16 protein-coding genes and 1 tRNA gene are annotated in these 18,089 nt (G+C 72.0%); 11 read left to right on the top strand and 6 right to left on the bottom strand.

Going from position 1 to position 18,089, the window contains the following annotated elements; genetic code table 11:
- Nucleotides 1-8 precede the first annotated feature (8 nt).
- Both OHN74_RS15365 and OHN74_RS15370 read left to right on the top strand, forming a co-directional pair.
- On the top strand, nt 9-917 hold the full coding sequence (locus tag OHN74_RS15365; RefSeq protein ID WP_327695130.1) for a carbohydrate ABC transporter permease: 909 nt from the start codon (nt 9-11) through the stop codon (nt 915-917).
- Between the two features lie 194 nt (nt 918-1,111).
- Nucleotides 1,112-2,539: a GH1 family beta-glucosidase gene (locus OHN74_RS15370; RefSeq protein WP_327695131.1), complete on the top strand. Its 1,428-nt coding sequence runs from the start codon at nt 1,112-1,114 to the stop codon at nt 2,537-2,539.
- Between the two features lie 204 nt (nt 2,540-2,743).
- On the opposite strand, the gene OHN74_RS15375 is transcribed toward OHN74_RS15370, so the two are convergent.
- Both OHN74_RS15375 and OHN74_RS15380 read right to left on the bottom strand, forming a co-directional pair.
- On the bottom strand, nt 2,744-4,162 hold the full coding sequence (locus tag OHN74_RS15375; RefSeq protein WP_327695132.1) for a sensor histidine kinase: 1,419 nt from the start codon (nt 4,160-4,162) through the stop codon (nt 2,744-2,746).
- A 10-nt stretch (nt 4,163-4,172) separates the two neighbouring features.
- Complete coding sequence (locus OHN74_RS15380) at nt 4,173-4,877, bottom strand: response regulator transcription factor (RefSeq protein WP_327695133.1); 705 nt, start codon at nt 4,875-4,877, stop codon at nt 4,173-4,175.
- Between the two features lie 120 nt (nt 4,878-4,997).
- Between OHN74_RS15380 and OHN74_RS15385 the strand changes: the two genes are divergently transcribed.
- Nucleotides 4,998-5,525 (top strand): hypothetical protein, encoded by a 528-nt coding sequence (locus tag OHN74_RS15385; RefSeq protein ID WP_327695134.1) that lies wholly within the window; start codon nt 4,998-5,000, stop codon nt 5,523-5,525.
- 40 nt (nt 5,526-5,565) lie between these two features.
- On the opposite strand, the gene OHN74_RS15390 is transcribed toward OHN74_RS15385, so the two are convergent.
- Together OHN74_RS15390 and OHN74_RS15395 are read right to left on the bottom strand one after the other, a co-directional pair.
- The gene (locus OHN74_RS15390; RefSeq protein ID WP_327695135.1) at nt 5,566-6,435 is read right to left on the bottom strand and encodes a spermidine synthase; all 870 of its coding nucleotides are present in this window, start codon (nt 6,433-6,435) and stop codon (nt 5,566-5,568) included.
- Nucleotides 6,436-6,488: 53 nt separating this feature from the next.
- The gene (locus OHN74_RS15395; RefSeq protein ID WP_327695136.1) at nt 6,489-6,932 is read right to left on the bottom strand and encodes a hypothetical protein; all 444 of its coding nucleotides are present in this window, start codon (nt 6,930-6,932) and stop codon (nt 6,489-6,491) included.
- Between the two features lie 297 nt (nt 6,933-7,229).
- On the opposite strand from OHN74_RS15395, the gene OHN74_RS15400 reads away from it, so the two are divergent.
- The gene (locus OHN74_RS15400) at nt 7,230-8,678 is read left to right on the top strand and encodes a hypothetical protein (protein ID WP_327695137.1); all 1,449 of its coding nucleotides are present in this window, start codon (nt 7,230-7,232) and stop codon (nt 8,676-8,678) included.
- Nucleotides 8,679-8,785: 107 nt separating this feature from the next.
- Here OHN74_RS15400 and OHN74_RS15405 read toward each other — a convergent pair whose 3' ends face one another.
- On the bottom strand, nt 8,786-9,382 hold the full coding sequence (locus OHN74_RS15405; protein ID WP_327695138.1) for a histidine phosphatase family protein: 597 nt from the start codon (nt 9,380-9,382) through the stop codon (nt 8,786-8,788).
- Between the two features lie 284 nt (nt 9,383-9,666).
- On the opposite strand from OHN74_RS15405, the gene OHN74_RS15410 reads away from it, so the two are divergent.
- The 7 genes from OHN74_RS15410 to OHN74_RS15440 all read left to right on the top strand — a co-directional run bounded on the left by OHN74_RS15410 (nt 9,667) and on the right by OHN74_RS15440 (nt 16,304).
- The gene (locus OHN74_RS15410) at nt 9,667-10,632 is read left to right on the top strand and encodes a phosphatase PAP2 family protein (protein WP_327695139.1); all 966 of its coding nucleotides are present in this window, start codon (nt 9,667-9,669) and stop codon (nt 10,630-10,632) included.
- Complete coding sequence (locus tag OHN74_RS15415) at nt 10,583-11,791, top strand: hypothetical protein (protein ID WP_327700139.1); 1,209 nt, start codon at nt 10,583-10,585, stop codon at nt 11,789-11,791. Before OHN74_RS15410 ends, OHN74_RS15415 begins: the two co-directional genes overlap by 50 nt.
- A complete protein-coding gene (locus tag OHN74_RS15420; protein ID WP_327695140.1) occupies nt 11,782-13,413 on the top strand; it encodes a hypothetical protein in 1,632 nt (543 codons plus the stop codon). The genes OHN74_RS15415 and OHN74_RS15420 overlap by 10 nt, the downstream gene beginning before the upstream one ends.
- A 91-nt stretch (nt 13,414-13,504) precedes the next feature.
- Nucleotides 13,505-14,857 carry an AAA domain-containing protein gene (locus tag OHN74_RS15425; protein WP_327695141.1) on the top strand — a complete coding sequence of 451 codons (1,353 nt, stop codon included), beginning with the start codon at nt 13,505-13,507 and terminating at the stop codon, nt 14,855-14,857.
- A gap of 170 nt (nt 14,858-15,027) precedes the next feature.
- The gene (locus OHN74_RS15430; protein WP_327695142.1) at nt 15,028-15,438 is read left to right on the top strand and encodes a hypothetical protein; all 411 of its coding nucleotides are present in this window, start codon (nt 15,028-15,030) and stop codon (nt 15,436-15,438) included.
- A gap of 145 nt (nt 15,439-15,583) precedes the next feature.
- Nucleotides 15,584-16,240, top strand: a complete 657-nt coding sequence (locus tag OHN74_RS15435) for a bifunctional DNA primase/polymerase (RefSeq protein WP_327695143.1) — start codon at nt 15,584-15,586, stop codon at nt 16,238-16,240.
- Nucleotides 16,231-16,304, top strand: a tRNA-Lys gene (locus tag OHN74_RS15440). Before OHN74_RS15435 ends, OHN74_RS15440 begins: the two co-directional genes overlap by 10 nt.
- Nucleotides 16,305-16,375: 71 nt before the next feature.
- Here OHN74_RS15440 and OHN74_RS15445 read toward each other — a convergent pair.
- Nucleotides 16,376-17,758 (bottom strand): M6 family metalloprotease domain-containing protein, encoded by a 1,383-nt coding sequence (locus OHN74_RS15445; RefSeq protein WP_327695144.1) that lies wholly within the window; start codon nt 17,756-17,758, stop codon nt 16,376-16,378.
- Nucleotides 17,759-18,089: the final 331 nt, after the last annotated feature.

Genomic DNA, 18,089 nt, shown 5'->3' on the forward strand with positions numbered 1-18,089 from the left:
AGCCCGTCGTGACGACGACCTTGACGAAACCCCCCGCCGACGCCGTGCCCGAGCCCTCAAAGCGCTCCCGGCTGCCCAAGTCGGCGCGTGCCGGCGGGACTCTGCACGCCGGGCCCATCGCGTACATCATCCTCGCGCTGTTCACCATCGGCTCGCTGTTCCCACTGGTGTGGACCGCGATCGCCGCCTCGCGCGACAACAACCGGCTGGCGCAGACACCGCCGCCGTTCTGGTTCGGCTCGAACCTGTTCAACAACCTGGAGATCGCCTGGAAGGACGCCAACCTGGGCGAGGCGTTCTTCAACACCACGTTCGTGGCGGGGGTTTCGGCGGCCACCGTCGTCATCCTGTCGACGATCGCCGGGTTCGCCTTCGCCAAACTGCGGTTCCGCGGCCGGGGCGCGCTGATGCTGCTCGTCATCGGCACGATGATGGTGCCGCCGCAGCTGAGCGTGATCCCGCTGTACATGATGGTCGCCAAGCTCGACTGGACCGACCAGCTCCAGGCAGTGATCCTGCCGTCGCTGGTGAGCGCGTTCGGTGTGTTCTTCATGCGCCAGTACCTGATCCAGGCGCTGCCGGACGAGATCATCGAGGCGGCACGGGTGGACGGCGCGAGCAGTTGGCGCGTGGTGTGGCACATCGTGTTCCCGGCGGCCCGGCCCGCGATGGCGGTCCTGGGCATGCTGACGTTCGTACAGACCTGGAACGACTTCCTGTGGCCGTTCCTCGTCCTCACCCAGACCGGCAACCCGACCGTGCAGGTCGCGGTGGCGGGCCTGGGCCGCGGCTACACGCCCGACCAGTCGCTGATCATGGCGGGCGCGCTGCTCGGCACGCTGCCGCTGCTGATCGTCTTCGCGATCTTCGGCAAGCAGATCGTGGGCGGGATCATGCAGGGCGCCGTCAAGGGCTGAGCCGCTGCCCCGCTCATGCGCTGCTCCGCTGATGCGCCGCCCCGTTGACGCGCCGACTCGCTGACGCGCACAAGGACTTCTCCACGGGAACTTCTCTGGGGGCCGGGTCACCGCCGCCTCGGCCCCCTCGTACGTCCCCCCACTTCCCTTCCTCCTCACCCGTCGGCTCCACGACTTCCTATGGGAGCGCTTCCATGCCTGAATCCGTTACCCCTGTGACCTTTCCTCCCGCCTTCCTCTGGGGCGCGGCGACCTCCGCGTACCAGATCGAGGGGGCGGTGCGGGAGGACGGCCGCACCCCCTCGATCTGGGACACGTTCAGTCATACGCCGGGCAAGACGGCCGGCGGCGACCACGGTGACATCGCTGTCGACCACTTCCACCGCTACCGCGACGACGTGCAGATGATGGCCGACCTGGGCCTCACCGCGTATCGCTTCTCCGTCTCCTGGTCGCGGGTGCAGCCGACGGGCCGGGGGCCGGCGGTCCAGCGCGGTCTGGACTTCTACCGGCGCCTCGTCGACGATCTGCTCGCGCACAACATCAAGCCCTCGCTCACCCTCTACCACTGGGACCTGCCACAGGAGCTGGAGGACGCGGGCGGCTGGCCGGAGCGGGAGACCGCGCTGCGTTTCGCCGAGTACGCCCAGATCATGGGCGAGGCGCTGGGCGACCGTGTCGAGCAGTGGACCACGCTCAACGAGCCCTGGTGCAGCGCGTTCCTGGGCTACGCCTCGGGTGTGCACGCCCCCGGCCGGACCGAGCCGCTGGCCTCGCTGCGGGCGGCGCATCACCTCAACCTGGCGCACGGGCTGGGCACTTCGGCCCTGCGCGCGGCGATGCCGGCCCGCAACACGGTCGCGGTGAGCCTCAACTCCTCGGTGGTCAGGCCGCTTTCGCAGACCCCCGAGGACCTGGCGGCGGTCCGGAAGATCGACGACCTGGCCAACGGCGTCTTCCACGGCCCGATGCTGCACGGCGCCTACCCGGAGACCCTGTTCGCCGCGACCTCGTCGGTCACCGACTGGTCGTTCGTCCTCGACGGCGACCTTCCGCTGATCAACCAGCCGCTGGACGCGCTGGGCCTCAACTACTACACCCCGGCGCTGGTGTCGGCTGCCGCGGAGAAGCCGAGCGGTCCGCGCGCCGACGGTCACGGGGCGAGCGACTTCTCGCCGTGGCCGGGGGCGGACGAGGTCCTCTTCCACCAGTCGCCGGGCGAGCGCACGGAGATGGGCTGGTCGATCGACCCGACGGGCCTGCACGACCTGATCATGCGGTACACGAAGGAGGCTCCGGGTCTGCCGATCTACATCACCGAGAACGGCGCCGCCTACGACGACAAGCCCGAGTCCGACGGCAGCGTCCACGACCCCGAGCGGATCGCCTACCTGCACGGCCATCTGCGGGCGGTCCGGCGCGCGATCGCCGAGGGCGCGGACGTCCGCGGCTACTACCTGTGGTCCCTGATGGACAACTTCGAGTGGGCCTACGGCTACAGCAAGCGCTTCGGCGCGGTGTACGTCGACTACGCGACCCTGACCCGCACCCCGAAGTCGAGCGCCCTCTGGTACGGCCGCGCGGCCCGCAGCGGGAGCCTGCCGGCGGCCAACTCGGAATGAGCGGTTCCCTGACGGGGCGCGGCACCTGACGGGGCGCGGCACCTGAGGGGGGTGCCGCGCCCCGGCGGTCGTGTGCGTTGTCGGGTGCGGGTGCGGGTGGGGGGCTGGTCGCGCCCACGCGGCGGAGCCGCACATGTCACAGCCCCGCGCCCCTGAAGGGCAGGGGCTGCGCCCTCTGCCTTTCGGCCCGCAGGGCCGGGTCTTTCAGGGGCGCGGGGAACTGCGCGAGAAGCCCCACCGGGCGGCACCCGACAACGAACCCGGCCAGGGACCCCCCGCTCTGCGGTCCCGGTGGCCCCGCCGAACCGGCGCTCCGCCGTCCAGCTGGATCCAGATCCGTATCTCCGTCCCGCCGAGCACCGACGAGCCGATCCGTACGTCTCCGCCCGTCGACTCCGCGAGCCGGCGCACGATGTCCAGGCCGAGGCCGGTAGACCCCGCGCTGCCCGAGCCGCGCCCCCTGGCCATGGCGGCCTCGGGATCGGCGATCCCTGGCCCCGCGTCCGACACCAGCACGATCACCGCGTCGTCGCCGTTGTGCACGTCGACCGCGAAGGCGGTGCCCTCCGGGGTGTGCCGGAACACGTTGCCGAGCAGGGCGTCGAGGGCGGCGGCCAGGTCGGCGCGGGCCACGGGTATGCGCACCGGCCGTTCCACACCGGCCACCCGCACCTTCCTCCCCTCGTCCTCCGCGAGCGCCGACCAGAAGGCCATCCGCTCGCGCACGACCTCGGCCGCGTCACAGCCGGCGCCCGGTCCGGGAGCCGTCGTCCGTGGCTTGGCCTCCCGGGCGGTACGGATGATCGTGTCGACCTCCTGCTCCAGCTGGGCGACCGCGGCCCGGGTCTGCTCGGCGGCCGGCCCGTCTCCGAGCGAGGCGGCGTTCAGCCGCAGCACGGTCAGTGGCGTACGCAGCCGGTGGGACAGATCGGCGGCCAACTCCCTTTCGTTTGCGAGCAGTTGTACGACCTGGTCGGCCATCGAGTTGAACGCGACCGCCGCCAGGCGCAGTTCGGCCGGTCCTTCCTCGGGCACTCTGGCGCCCAGCTTCCCCTCCCCCAGTTCCTGCGCGCCCTCGACGAGGCGTCGGGCGGGCAGCACCATGCGTACGCCCAGCCGGTCGGCGACGGCGACCGAACCGACGACGAGGATCGCCCCGACGCCGGCGAGGACCGCCCAGGCGAGGCCGATGCCGTTGGTGACCTCGGCCTCGGGGACGTACACCTCGACGACGGCTATCTCGCCGGAGCCGATCGCGACGGGCTGAAGGAGGGTGGATCCACCGGACACCTCGGTGGTGGAGGCGCGCCCGAGCCTGCGGACCGCCTCGATGTCGGCGTCGGCGGCACGCTGGCGTCCGAGGTCGACCGCGCTCGTACCGCCGCTCGCGGGGATGTGCACGGACAGGCCCGCGTCCGATCCGGCGGAGGCGACGACGCGTTCCAGCTGGTCGCGGTCGGTGGTGATGGAGAGGGCGGGGGCGACGGCCGCGGCCTCCCGTTCGGCGTTGGAGAAGGCGCGGTCGCGGGCCATCTCCCTGATGACCAGGCCGAGCGGCACGGCGAAGGCCACCACGACCATCGTCGTGACCGCCACGCACACCTTGACCAGCGCCCACCTCATGGTGTCCACCTCACAGCGGCGGCTCCGCTCCGGGCGGCACCAACTTCACGCCGACGCCCCGCAGGGTGTGCAGATAGCGGGGTCGGGCCGCTGTCTCGCCCAGCTTCCGCCGCAACCACGACAGATGGACGTCGATGGTCTGGTCGTCGCCGTAGGACTGCTGCCACACCTCCGCGAGCAGTTCCCGGCGCGCGACGACGACACCGGGCCGACCGGCGAGGAAGGCGAGCAGGTCGAACTCGCGGCGGGTCAGGTCCAGCCGTACGCCGTCCAGTTCGGCCTGTCGGCGCAGTGGGTCGATGGCCAGTCCGCCGACGCGGAGGACCGTGGAGGGCGGGGTGTCCGCGGGTGCGGTGCGGGTCCGGCGCAGTACGGCGGCGATGCGGGCCGACAGGTGTTCGACCGAGAACGGTTTGGTGAGGTAGTCGTCCGCGCCCGCGTTCAGCAGCCGGACGATCTCCGTCTCCTCGTCGCGTGCGGTGGCGACGATCACGGGCACGTCCGTGATTCCGCGCAGCATCTTGAGGGCCTCGGACCCGTCGAGATCGGGCAGACCGAGGTCCAGGATCACCACGTCGAAACGGAAGTGGGCGACCTCGCGCAGCGCCTCAAGGGCGGTGCCGACACTGCGCACGAGGTGCGCGGCATCGGTCAGATGCCGGATGAGGGCGGAGCGCACGAACTGGTCGTCCTCGACCACGAGCACACTTGCCATGCGCCGCACCGTACGCCAATCCGACGAGTCGGGTCCGGCGCCTGTGGACAACTCCAGGACGATCGGGCCCGGACGGCGACAGGCGACACCGATGGGGCGCGTGAGGCAGTATGACCGGCGATGCGCAGAGGCCTCGTACATCTTCTGGCGTGGACGCTGGCCACGGGCGCGGCGGCCACGATGACGTGGTGGGGTGTCCACACGGTGATGGCGGGAACGGCGTACGACCCGCCCCGCGCACTCCCCATCACGGTGGCCGACACGGCCGGGCAGCAGTCGCCGGCACCGGAACCAGAACCGAAGCCGCGCGCCACGACGGCGAGCCCGGAGCCCACCCGTCCGACCCCGACCCCGGATCCGTCGCCCACCCCGGCCCCGTCATCCACGTCGGCATCCACCCCGAGTACGGCCCCCTCGAACCCCCCGTCCACGGTGAAGGCGTACGACACCGACGGCGGGCGGGCGGTCTTCGACCTCGGTTCGGACTACGCGACGCTCGTGTCGGCGACGCCCGGGGCGGGCTGGTCGATGCAGGTGTGGAAGACGGAGACGTGGATCCGGGTGGAGTTCGGCGCCGGCGCGGACCGGGTGACGGTGTTCTGTACCTGGCACGACGGCCCGCCGCACGTACAGGTCCTCAACTACTGAGATCGCCGAGGCCGGCGAGACCACTGACCAGCCGCCGGGGTCAGCGGAACACCGACGGCGGTGGTGCCGGTGAGGCGACCGCCGCCGCGTCCATGACCGGTACGGCTCCGCCGGTGAAGTCCTTGAGGGCGCGGCCGTGTTCGAGGCGGGCGGGGTGCGGGTCGGAGGCGGTCCGGCGGGTCAGCTCGGCGATGGGCAGCGGATGCGCGGAGCCGACGAGCACCGCGTTGCCGAACCGTTTCCCCCGCAGCACGGTCGGGTCGGCGATCAGGGCCAGCTCGGGGAAGACCGCCCCCGCGGTGGCGATCTGGCCGCGGAGATGGGCGAGCGGCGGCCCGTCGGCGAGGTTGGCGGCGTAGCAGCCGGCGTCGTTCACGACCCTGCGCACGTCCGTCAGGAACTCGACCGATGTCAGATGGGCCGGGGTGCGCGCCCCGCTGAACACATCGGCGATGACGAGGTCGGCCCAGCCGTCGGGGACCTTGGCGAGTCCTTCGCGGGCGTCGGTGGAGCGCACCCGGATACGGGCGTTCGGGTCCAGGGGAAGCTCGCGGCGGACCAGTTGGACGAGGGCGGCGTCCCGTTCGACGGCCTGCTGGGTGGACCGGGGTCGGGTCGCGGCGACATACCGGGCGAGGGTGAGGGCGCCGCCGCCGAGGTGCACGACCTGCACGGGCTTGCCGGGCGGGGCGACGAGGTCGATCACATGGCCGAGGCGGCGCTGGTACTCGAACGAGAGGTACGCCGGGTCGTCGAGGTCGACGTGGGACTGCGGGGCGCCGTCGATGAGCAGTGTCCAGGCGCGCGCCCGGTCCCGGTCGGGGAGCAGCTCGGCGAGCCCGCCGTCGACCGTCTCGACGACGGCCTCGGAGGCCGGCTGTCCGCGCCGCGCGTTCTTGGACTTTCCCATTCCCCCATTATCGGGGTGGGCGAACCCTTGGGGCGTACGACGGTCGTGCCAGGTCAGCGACGGTTGTCTGCGGCCTCGATCAGCCGGGCGGCCTCGCCGAGGGCCGCGCGGAGCACCGCCGGATCGGTGGCCAGGTCCGCGTCTCCGGGCGGGAGCAGCCAGTCCGAGCCCTCGACCGGGGGTACAGGATCGGGGACCGCGAGGCTCAGACCACGCCCGTTGGTCTCCGTGCAGGTGCTGCCCGGGACGTCCCAGGCGGCGGCGGTGCCCGGCGGCACCAGGAAGCCCAGGGTGTCGCAGCCGTCGTCGTGCAGTACGGGGCCGACCGCGTCGCCGGCACCCCGGCGCAGGATGTCGACCGCCTCCAGCCCCTGCCGCGCCGGAACCGTCACCAGATCGCAGATGTGCGCTGCGTTTGACGCGGACGATGCGGGCAACGCGGGTGATGTGTGCGCTCCGAACTGCGCACAAGGATCGGCGCTCTGACTGATCTCCATCCCGGCCTCCACGACGGAACCCCTCCTGAAACGAACGGGTCGGGAGTTCGGGTGGCTCTCCCGGTCCACCGGGTTCAACGCGCCAGAGCGTCAACGGCTACGGCGCAAGACCGCTGCAAAGGATGGCAGTTCATGGCAGATCGTGGATGAGATATCCGGTTTGTAGCCAAACCCCGCATGGCGGGTCGTGCACACCGGGTACGTTCTTGCCCGCCGGAAACAGGACGTCCGATGGATAACTGTTCCAACTCGTCAGGAATCCGGCACGGTTCGACGGTTCGCAGAGAGGGCCCGGCCATGACGTCGTCAACAGTGACCTCGTCGCAGTCCCCCCGGCCGCCACGGCCGAACCTCGCCTTTCGGCAGTTGCGCGGACAGCGCTCTCCGGGCGAGTTCGCCGCGGCGGTACGGCGGGCCGCCCGCGACATCGGGGAGCGGGTCAGCTGTGACGCGCGTTACGTCGGTCGGGTCGAGGCGGGTGAGATCCGCTGTCCCAACTACGCGTACGAGCGGGTGTTCCTGCACATGTTCCCCGGCCGGACACTGGCCGACCTGGGGTTCGCGCCCCGCTCGTCGGTACGCGGACGCGGGGCGCGCGAAACGGAGGACGCGCCCCCTTCGCACACCGCGGTCCCGACGTACGGCAGCGGTGAGACGCCGGGGGCGTACGAGCCGTATGAGATGCAGGACGCGCAGGACCCGTACGAAACGCACGACAACTACGAGGAGAGCGACGTGCTGCGTCGCGCATTCATGACGGGCGGTGCCACCGCGGCAGCCGTCTCCCTGAGCCCCTTCGGGTTCACGTATGAGGCTTCGGCCACGGACCGTCCCGTGCGCCGCGTCGGAGCCGGTGAGGCGGGGGCGCTGGAAGAGGCCGTCCGCCGCATCAGACTGCTCGACGACCGGCACGGCGCCGACGGCCTCTACCGGCGCGCGGCGGCACCGCTGCGGGCCGCCTACGAGCTGCTCGACGCGGGCGTCGTACGGCAGACCATCGCGGACCGCCTGCACGCGGGCGCCGGTGAACTCGCCATCTCCGTGGGCTGGCTGGCGCACGACTCGGGCCGCTTCGACGACGCGCGCTCGCACTACGCGGAGGCGCTGGCGACCGCCCGGGTGTCCGGGGACGCGGCCCTGGAGGCGCATGCCTTCTGCAACACCGCGTTCCTCGCACGCGACTCGGGGCGCCCGCGCGAGGCGGTCAGAGCGGCGCAGGCCGCGCAACGCGTGGCCCGGCCCCTGGGTTCACCCCGGCTGATGTCGCTGCTCGCGCTGCGCGAGGCGGGCGGCTGGGCCGGCCTCGCCGACCGCGCCGGCTGCGAACAGGCGCTGGCACGGGCCCAGTCGCTGTACGAACGCGGCCCCTCGGAGGCCGACCCCGAGTGGATGAGCTTCTACGGCGAGGCCGAGCTGGAGGGCCTGGAGGCGCAGTGCTGGTCGACGCTGGGCGACTGGCCCCGCGCGGCCCGGCACGCCCGCCGCGCGGCCCACCTCCAGAACCCGCACTTCACCAGGAACATCGCCCTCTACACGGCCGAACTCACCGATGACCTGGCCCGCGGCGGCCACCCGGACGAGGCGGCGGTGGCGGGCATGCGGGTACTGGATCTACTGGACGAGGTCCAGTCCTCCCGTATCCAGACGATGCTGGCGGCTACGGCGCGGGTGCTGTTGCCTCACCGGCGGGCTTCGGGGGTGTCCGCGTTCCTGGAGAGGCACGCGGGTCTGCCTCGAACGGCCTGAGCCTTCGCTGCCGGCTGCGGGCCCGTGGGGGCTGGTCGCGCAGTTCCCCGCGCCCCTGAAAGCCCACCTGACTGCGGGCACCCTGTACAGCGCCGGGCCGGGACTCGCTACCCGGCCAGGTGCCCCAGGTCGTTCCAGCTCTCGATGGCCGGCTCGTCGTAGGCCCATCCCAGGATCGACAGTGACGTCGGGTTCAGTCTGATCCGGGCCGCGAAGTCGATCGGCAGCCCCAGCCAGCGCGCCCCGATCGACCGCAGTATGTGGCCGTGCGCGAACACCAGCACGTCACGATCGGCCGACCGCGCCCACGCGACCACCTCGTCCGCGCGCGCGGTCACCGCTTCCAGGCTCTCGCCCCCCGGGACACCGTCCCGCCAGATCAGCCACCCCGGCCGCACGGCCTGGATCTGCGCCGGGGTCATTCCCTCGTACGTCCCGTAGTCCCACTCCATGAGCGTGTCCCACTCTGCCGCGCGGTCACCGAACCCGGCGATCTCGCACGTCTCACGCGCGCGTGCCAGCGGGCTCGTGCGCACCTCGACCCCGGCGAGCCCGTCGAAGGGCGCCCGGTGCAGCCGTTCCCCGAGCAGCTTGGCGCCGCGCCGCCCCTCGTCGAGGAGGGGTACGTCGGTCCTGCCGGTGTGCTTGCCGGACAGTGACCACTCCGTCTGTCCGTGCCGGGCCAGCAGGATGCGCGATGCCATGAGGACCCCTTCCAGGGGGAGACGGTAAGTGTGGCAAATCAGGTGAGAGGCGAACGAAAGGGAACGACGAAGCGAACCAGGGGTACCGAATGGTGGAAAAGCAAGGCGGAACCCCTCCATCATCGCGCACGCTGTCCGAGGGCAACCGGGGGGTCGATCTTTGCGTCTTGTGTGACGGGGGCGTCTTATGAGGCGTTCGCGTACACCGTAAAATCGGACGAACCGCAGGCCACCGACGACCGGAGGCGCAGCTCAACGGGACACAGAGTGGGAGAGACGATCGGATGCCGCGGACCGATAGTGCACGGACCGGGGCGGCCTCGCCCACCCGTCTTCGCTGGTGGACAGAGCTGCCGCTGCTCCTGCTGGTCTACGCGTGCTATTCGGCCGGACGCCTGCTGGTGCGGGGCGACGAGTCGACCGCCGTGGAGCACGGCCTGTCGATCCTCCGGTTCGAGAAGGCTCTGCGACTGAACGCCGAGCACCCGCTCAACCGCCTGTTCACCCGCGAACCCTGGATAGGCATACCGGCCGACTTCTGGTACGCGTCGCTGCACTACCTCGTCACCCCCGCCATCCTGATCTGGCTCTTCCGGTCCAAGGCCGTCCACTACCGGGCGGCCCGCGCCTGGCTGATGACCTCGACCTTCATCGGCCTCATCGGCTTCACCCTGCTGCCCACCTGCCCGCCCCGTCTGCTCGAAGCCGGCCACGGCTTCGTGGACACGATGGCCCAGTACAGCTCGTACGGCTGGTGGGGCGGCCAGGCCAGCGCCCCGCGAGGGCTCGGCGGCATGACGAACCAGTACGCGGCGATGCCCAGCCTGCACGTCGGCTGGGCCCTGTGGTGCGGAGTGATGCTCTGGCGGTACGGCGGTACGCGCACCACCAAGGTCCTGGGCGTCGCCTACCCGCTGATCACGACGATCGTGGTGATGGGCACCGCCAACCACTACTTCCTCGACGCCGCCGCGGGCGCCGCCGTGATGGGCCTCGGGCTGCTGCTGGCACCGCTCGTCATACGGAACGCGGACCGGGCGAGGGTGTGGATCACGGCTCGTGTCGCGCCCGTCGCAACGCGCTCTCACGGCGCAGAGACCTCAATTGTCAGTGGTGGATGCCAGACTTCCCCGCGTGAGCGAATTCCAAGGCAGCGCGAGTCCGTCTTCGGGCCAGGTCCCGGACCAGGGGCCGAGCCGGGTGCCGCTTCCGCGGACGCGGGGGACGGCGCTGCGGCAGCGGCTCGCTGAGCTGCGCGGTCCCGCGGTCCCGCCGAAGGCGCTGGACGCGCGTGCCCTCGCGGCCCTCGCCGCCAACCCGGGGTGCAGAAGGCGCGCGATCCTGGACGGCGCGGGGGTGAACAAGGCGACGCTGGCGAGCGCCCTGGGCTCACCGTCCGCCTTCGGACAGTCCCAGTTCGCCCTGGCTCGTGGCAACACCTTCGAGGCCCGGGTCAAGGCCGACGGCGGCGCGGAGCTGCTCCGGCTGGTGCACGAGAAGCTGGACCCGGGTGCGGTGGCGCCGACGGAGGCCGAGGTACCCGACCTCACGGCGAGCGGGCCGGAGGGCCGCACCGCACGGACGGCACTGGCCCTGCGGGACGCCACAGCGGCGGCGAGAGCCGGCTCCGGTACCAGCGGCTGGACGCTCCTCGACCACCCCATGCTCGCCCTCGACGTCGCGGGCTCGCCGGCCTTCCTGGAACCGGACGCGGTGGTCGTGCACCCGGACGGCAGCTGGTCGGTCGTGGAGATCAAGTCCTTCCCGATGCTGGACGGCTCGGCGGACCCCGCGAAGGTGGGCGCGGCGGCCCGTCAGGCCGCGGTGTACGTGCTGGCGCTGGAGGAGGTCGCCGCCCGGCTCGTCCAGGACAGCGATCCGGCACCGGTCGTGCGCCACCGCGTACTGCTGGTCTGCCCGAAGGACTTCTCCAACCTCGCGGCGGCGTCCGCAGTCGACGTCCGCAAACAGCGCGCGGTGACCGGCCGCCAGCTGTCCCGGCTGACGCGTATCGAGGACATCGCCGACGCCCTCCCCGAGGGCACCTGCTTCGCCCCGGACCTGCCCACCGCCGAACTGACCGCAGCGGTCGAATCGGTCCCCGCAGAGTACGCGCCGGAGTGCCTGTCCACGTGCGAGCTCGCCTTCCACTGCCGCGACCGTTCCCGCGCGCGGGGCGCGGTGACGTCCCTGGGCCGTTCCGTACGGGCCGAACTGGGTGCCCTGACCACGGTCGACGACGTGTTGTCGGCGGCCCACGGCCGGTCCGGTGACCCCCAGGACCCGACGGTGGCCGCACTGCGCAGAGCCGCGACCCTGCGCGCGGAGGCGCTGCGCGGCGCCGAACCCGCCTCCCCGGAGCCGCAGTTGGACCTGGAGTTCGAACCGGGCGGCGCCGTATGTCGTTGATCGCCACGCTCGCCCGTCTCGAAGCCGTCAGCAGCGGGCGCGCCCAGCCCGCGGCCACCGTCCGGCACCGCCATCTGTCCGAGCGGCCCCTCGTCCTCGTACCGCTCACCACCGCCGGTGAGGCCGGGGCCCCGCTGGGGGCGCTGGTCGGCGACGACCGGGACGCGCCGCGTCTGCTCGTCGTACCGCAGCCGCGCGACCGCGACCTCAGGTTCGCGTTCCTCGCCGAACTGGCCGACGTCGTCCTGCCGTTCATCGACTCCTACGCCGACGCCGTGGAGGCCGCGGAGCGGAGCGAGACCGACCCGGAGACCGGCAAGCGCGTCAAGGTCGAGGTCGAACTGTGCGTGGACGCACCCCAGTTGATCGTCCCGAGCCGTGCCGGCATCGACTTCGTCAGGCTGTTGGGGCGTTCGATGCGCTTCAGGCGTACGGCGGAGCAGGATCCGGAGACGCCGCATCCCGCGCCGCCCCGGGTGCCGTTGCTCGGCCGCTGGTTCACGCACTACGGGGAGCGGGCCCGGGTCCCCGGCTCCGCCCTCCTCCTGGCGCTGACGGACGTGCTGTCGCGGCACTGGGCCACCGGGCAGTCCACGCTGGAGGACCAGCACCTGGGTGCGCTGCTCGCCTGGATCGACCCGCCGGACGGCGTGTCGGGTGCCGAAGCCGCGCTGCGGGCCGAGTTGGCGCGGGACGCGAAGGGCCAGCTGCTGTGGCCGCCGGCCGGTCCGGCGACCGACCCCGCGTTCGACAACAAGCTGCTCGCGCCCGCGATCGAGAACTACAACCGTGCCCGGACCGCGCTCGCCGCCGCCGAGGACGGCGAGTCGGCGGACGACCGGTTGGGTGAGCTCACCGCCGCCGAGCGGGAGATCCGCGCCCTCGTCGAGAGCCGTACGCGGCCCACCTGGGACGCGGTGTGGCACGGCCTCGACCTGCTGCGGGAGCTGCCGGAGGGCGCCCACGCGGGCGACCGGTGGACGCGCGACCGCTGGTCGTTCACCGGCCACCGCGACCGGGTGACCGCGGGCGAGCCACCGCAGCCGCGCCGCGACGACGCGGTGACGGCGGCGAACAAGCTGGCCACGCGCGAGCGCGAACAGGCCCGTCTGGAGGCCCAGGAGGCTCTGGACGACCCGCTGGTGATGGCGGGTCGGCGGCTGTCCGGGGAGGCGTTCGCGGGCGAGGTCACGGACGTCGTCATGACGTACAGCGAGGGCAAGCGCCCGAGCCCGCGCCCATTGGTCACCGTGCGTACGGACGACCGCCCACAGCTCGGCGAGCGGGTGCGGGTGTACCGCTCGCTGGGCGGCAAGCCGCAGGCGGCGGAGTTCGTGGGCCGTGCGGAGAGCCCGGGGGAAGAGGGGAACGGCGACGAGGGGTCCGCGCTGTTCGTGTTGCGGGTGGTCGACAAGATGGGCCGCGGCAAGGAACCCGAGGCCGGGTCGGTGCCCGAGAAGGGGGACCTGGTCTGCTTCACCCTCTTCGAGCACGAGCAGCGGGGCGGCGCCAAGCTCCCCGACGCGGACCAGACACCGTGGACCCACGGCGGGCCACCGGGCGAGGAGACGGCGACGACGGTGCCGGAGGCCGACCCGGTGACCGAGGACGACGTCCTGTGACCGCCGGTGCGCGCAGGGAGATGCCGATCGCCCACGCCCCCGGGGCCCGCCCCTCCCCACGCTTCCGTCCCACCCCCGAGGAAGGCGCCCTGTGAACGCCGCTCACACCCCGCAGGCCGCCTTCGACCCCGGGGCCGCCGCCGGCCGGGCCACCGACGCGATCCTCCACGACACGCTGCACGGCGCCCACCGCGGAGTCGTCGTCGACTCACCGCCCGGGGCCGGGAAGTCCACTCTCGTGGTCCGGGCCGCGCTCGAACTGGCCGCTGCCGGGCGCCCGTTGATGGTCATCGCGCAGACGAACGCCCAGGTCGACGATCTCGTCGTCCGCCTCGCCGAGAAGAACCCCGAGCTGCCGGTGGGCCGCCTGCACAGCAGTGACTCCGACCCGTACGACAAGGCGCTGGACGAGCTGCCGAACGTACGGAAGTCCGCGAAGGCGGGAGAGCTGGCGGGCCTGGACGTGGTGATCTCCACGGCCGCCAAGTGGGCCCACGTCAAGGTCGACGAGCCATGGCGGCACGCGATCGTGGACGAGGCGTACCAGATGCGCTCGGACGCGCTGCTCGCCGTCGCCGGACTGTTCGAGCGGGCCCTGTTCGTGGGCGACCCGGGCCAGCTGGACCCCTTCTCGATCGTCGGCGCGGAGCAGTGGGCGGGACTGTCGTACGACCCGTCGGCCTCGGCGGTCACGACCCTCCTGGCCCACAACCCCGAGCTTCCCCAGCACCGCCTGCCGGTGTCCTGGCGGCTCCCGGCCTCGGCCGCGCCGCTCGTCTCGGCCGCCTTCTACCCGTACACCCCGTTCCGCAGCGGCACCGGCCACGGCGACCGGCGGCTCGCCTTCGCGGTCCCGTCGGACGGCTCGGGCCCCGACCGGGTGCTCGACGAGGCCGCCGAATCGGGCTGGGGCCTGCTGGAGCTCCCCGCCCGCCACACCCCTCGCACGGACCCCGAGGCGGTACGCGCGGTCGCCATGGTCGTCCGCCGCATGCTGGACCGTGGCGGCGCCGCCACGTCGGAACGCGGACCGGACCCGACGCCCCTCACGGCCGACCGGATCGCGGTCGGCACCGCGCACCGGGACCAGGCGGCGGCGGTCCGGGCAGCGCTCGCCGAGCTGGGGGTCGCGGACGTCACCGTGGACACGGCGAACCGGCTCCAGGGGCGGGAGTTCGACGTGACGGTGGTCCTGCACCCCCTCTCGGGCCGCCCCGACGCCACCGCCTTCCACCTGGAGACGGGCCGCCTGTGCGTCCTCGCCTCCAGACACCGGCACGCGTGCGTGGTGGTGTGCCGGGCGGGCGTGACGGACCTCCTGGACGACCATCCGTCGACGGAGCCGGTCCAGCTTGGGGTGACGGTGAAGTTCCCGGACGGGTGGGAGGCGAACCACGCGGTGCTGTCGCATCTGGCGGAGCACCGGGTCGCCTGGCGGCCGTAGGGGCAGATCAGGTGCCCTTGTCGGGCGAACCAGGGGCCCACTTGCGCGGGCAGGGGACAATGGACGGTGGCCCGGCTCGACGGAAGCGGGCCTTTCGACCGTGTGCCGTACATGCCGTGGCGCATGGAGGGTACGTACGAACGGTGCGGACCGTACGAGGAGGAGAAGACATGGCGGAGCCAACGCCGCGTCGCAACGAACCGCGGCTACGCCCCGCGCCCCTGCTCTTCGAGCCCACGCAAGTGGCCGCCGATCCCGAGCACTTCTTCGACCTGGAATCGATCGACGACCCGCGCGCGCTGCTGACCCGCGCCACGGAGCTGACCCTCGCGTTCCGCGCCGCGACCGACCGCGCGGTCGAGTTCCAGGCGATGGCGGCGGCCCAGCTCGCCGACCCGCGCCGCTTCGACCGGCTGACCACGGCCGACATCGCGGAGCAGGCGCAGTGGACCGAGGACTACGCGAAGAAGATGGTCGAGTACGGCCGTGAGCTGCTGCGTGACGGCGGGGAGAACGCCAGCGGCGGAGGCGGCGGGAACGGTAACGGCGGCCACGGTCAGGGGCGCGTCGACCCGGTCTGATCGGCCCGGTCCCACCTGGCCGGATCCGGCCTCGAAAGTCCGTGCGGCATATGCAGGAATGCAAGGTACCCCACCTCGCCCCCTCCTGTCCCGGTTTCCGGCAACCGTCGGAGACCGCGCGGTCACTGCCGGTAGACCTGGATGCATGAGCAGCACACACTCTGACGTCTCGGGAGTCACCGCGGAGGGCGCCGCCTGGCTCGCCTCCGCAGGAACGTATCCGCGCAGCACGCTCTCACTCTGGACCGAGCGGCCCGACGCCCCGCTCGTCCTGCCCTGCGGCACCGTGTTCGACGTCGTCAACGTGCCCGCCGTCTTCGGCCGCAGGATGCTCGACCGCCTCTGGGACGACGGGCCCGGCTCCGGCCCGGTGGCGGCCTACCGGGGCCGGATCCTCCTGTTCGCGGCGCTGGGTACGGCCCAGCGGCTGCCGTCACTGCTGAGGTGGGAGGAGTGGGGCTCGGCCGGCGAGGGAGGCGAGGGCGGTGCCGGGGACTCCGGACGCCGCCACTCGGTCCCGCCGTTCCTCTGCCACGGCCGCGGCGACGCCGTGACGGTCCCCGCCCTGGTGAACGACGACACCGAGTACGGCACGGGACACGGGATCACCGGCGATCCCCGGGCCGAATCCCGCTGGGTCGTCGCCCCCGACACCAGCCATCCGTGGCTTCCGGGCCCGGAAATCCTGCTCTGGGCGGCCGTACGGGCGGCCCGTTCCGCGGTCTCCGGCGGGGTGCGGATATCGATTTTTCCTCCCGCCGATCAGGGTGCTAAGGTCTACGACGTCAGCAGGCGCCGCTAGCTCAGTTGGTTAGAGCAGCTGACTCTTAATCAGCGGGTCCGGGGTTCGAGTCCCTGGCGGCGCACGTTGTCGATTGGCGAGGCTGTTCACCAACAGCCTCGCCAACGTCGTTTCCGGACCCCCTGGCCGAGCCTCTCAGCCGGCCCCCGTGATCTGCACCGTCCACGCTCCCGAGGGCGTACGGCCCTCCACCTCGACGCGGACGTTCTCGCCGGGCACCGTGAAGCTCTCACCGAGGGCGACGGGCGCGTCCGCGAGTGGCGGATAGACGGAGTCCTCCCAGCAGGCCTCGGTACGCGGATGGGCGTCGACCACCTCGACCGGGCCACCACCCGACTCGGCCCCGCCGTGCACCCGGTAGACGAGCACACCCTGCGTACAGGTCGCATTGTCGTTGCCCGCCGTCCCCCGCGCCTCGAAGGCGAGCGCCCGGTCGGCCCCGGTCCGCACGACGGCCAGCTTCACCCCGTCCCCCTGCCCGAAGACCGGCGCACCCGCCCCCGCACCCCCGCCCCCGCCGAACGCATCCGCATCCGCATCCGCATCCGCATCCGTACGGGCGTACGCAGTCGTAGCCGGATGCGCCCCCAGTGACTCCAGGGTCAGCCGGGTCGATCCTCTGCCGCGGACGCACACCACTTGGCGCGGTTCCAGCCACCCGAGTTTCCACTTGTGCCAGGCGAACAGGTCCGGCGCCAGACCGAACTGGCTGCCCATCAGGTCCCAGTCGCCGACATACGTGTCCCAGTCGCCCTTTCCGTCCACGGGCCGGTGGTAGAGATCGGGCAGGTCGAAGACATGACCCGTCTCGTGGGCGAGGACGAGCCGGTCCGGCGGGTGTTTCTCGAAGACGGTGACGACCCGGCGGATGTCCGTGCCGTCGGCACGCAGCGGGACGTCCAGGTTGACGACCTTCGTCGCGTCGGAGTCGACGCCGGGCGCGTCCGGGTCGGCCACGAAGTACACGATGTCGTAGCGCGAGAAGTCGATGTCACGGTCGGCGGCGGCGAGCGCGTCGCGCAGATAGGCGGCCCGGTGGGCGGCGCTCCAGTCCCGCTGTATGGCGTACGAGGTGGACGGCCTCGGCATCCGGATCCAGTTCCGGAGCGGGTGCGGGCGCAGTGTGAACCTGCCGTACGAGGCACGGGCGAAGAAGTCGCTGGTGGCGGGGAAGTGGTCGGCGGCCAGTTCGGCGGGGGTGGTCCGCGGGCGCGCGTCCGGGAAGGAGAGGAACACCATCACGGCGTCGAGGGCGCGGGACGGGCGCGGATAGGCGGCGTTCCAGGTGTCCAGGCCCTCCGAGTGGTGGGCTTCGGTGCGCTGGAGGGCGCAGGACTGTGCCGAGAAGGGTTCGGCGACCGAGGGGCCCGCGATGAGGGAGGTGGCGGCCAGGGCCGTCATGGTGGTGAGAACGGCGGCCGTGCTGCGCAGATGGGGGCGCGCTCCGGCGCACGCGAGCCCCTTGAATCCCGTCAGGGCGTCACGGGTGAGCCCCTTGAGGGGAAGCTGACGCGGCACGCAGACCTCCGGATGCGGTTGGGGGACACCGCAACCCAGCCTGTGTGATCTTGCGTTTGTATGCCCTGTTTGTCTGCACCAGAAGGGTGATTGAGGGGTGATCAGGCGGATGACCAGGGACGATCGAGGGCGCTCCGGTAAACGGCCAAGCATGCGAGGGCTCACCCTTCGTGGAGCGACACCCCGAAACACTCACGGAACGTCACAACCGATCGAGGGCGAAGGAACCCGTCCAGGCGCGGGCAGAAACGATCTGTCAAAACCGCCGGTCGTTCATGGACACTGGACAGTGGCTGGAAGGGCCTGGGACCAGCCTCTATGATCGGCACAC

This window comes from Streptomyces sp. NBC_00459 (assembly GCF_036013955.1).
GTDB lineage: Bacteria > Actinomycetota > Actinomycetes > Streptomycetales > Streptomycetaceae > Streptomyces.

Excerpts from the sequence above, each read along its gene's own strand:
- OHN74_RS15370 (WP_327695131.1), top strand. The coding sequence starts at position 1,112 with ATGCCTGAATCCGTTACCCCTGTGACCTTTCCTCCCGCCTTCCTCTGG.
- OHN74_RS15375 (WP_327695132.1), bottom strand. The coding sequence starts at position 4,162 with ATGAGGTGGGCGCTGGTCAAGGTGTGCGTGGCGGTCACGACGATGGTC.
- OHN74_RS15380 (WP_327695133.1), bottom strand. The coding sequence starts at position 4,877 with ATGGCAAGTGTGCTCGTGGTCGAGGACGACCAGTTCGTGCGCTCCGCC.
- OHN74_RS15385 (WP_327695134.1), top strand. The coding sequence starts at position 4,998 with ATGCGCAGAGGCCTCGTACATCTTCTGGCGTGGACGCTGGCCACGGGC.
- OHN74_RS15390 (WP_327695135.1), bottom strand. The coding sequence starts at position 6,435 with ATGGGAAAGTCCAAGAACGCGCGGCGCGGACAGCCGGCCTCCGAGGCC.
- OHN74_RS15395 (WP_327695136.1), bottom strand. The coding sequence starts at position 6,932 with ATGGAGATCAGTCAGAGCGCCGATCCTTGTGCGCAGTTCGGAGCGCAC.
- OHN74_RS15400 (WP_327695137.1), top strand. The coding sequence starts at position 7,230 with ATGACGTCGTCAACAGTGACCTCGTCGCAGTCCCCCCGGCCGCCACGG.
- OHN74_RS15405 (WP_327695138.1), bottom strand. The coding sequence starts at position 9,382 with ATGGCATCGCGCATCCTGCTGGCCCGGCACGGACAGACGGAGTGGTCA.
- OHN74_RS15410 (WP_327695139.1), top strand. The coding sequence starts at position 9,667 with ATGCCGCGGACCGATAGTGCACGGACCGGGGCGGCCTCGCCCACCCGT.
- OHN74_RS15420 (WP_327695140.1), top strand. The coding sequence starts at position 11,782 with ATGTCGTTGATCGCCACGCTCGCCCGTCTCGAAGCCGTCAGCAGCGGG.
- OHN74_RS15430 (WP_327695142.1), top strand. The coding sequence starts at position 15,028 with ATGGCGGAGCCAACGCCGCGTCGCAACGAACCGCGGCTACGCCCCGCG.
- OHN74_RS15435 (WP_327695143.1), top strand. The coding sequence starts at position 15,584 with ATGAGCAGCACACACTCTGACGTCTCGGGAGTCACCGCGGAGGGCGCC.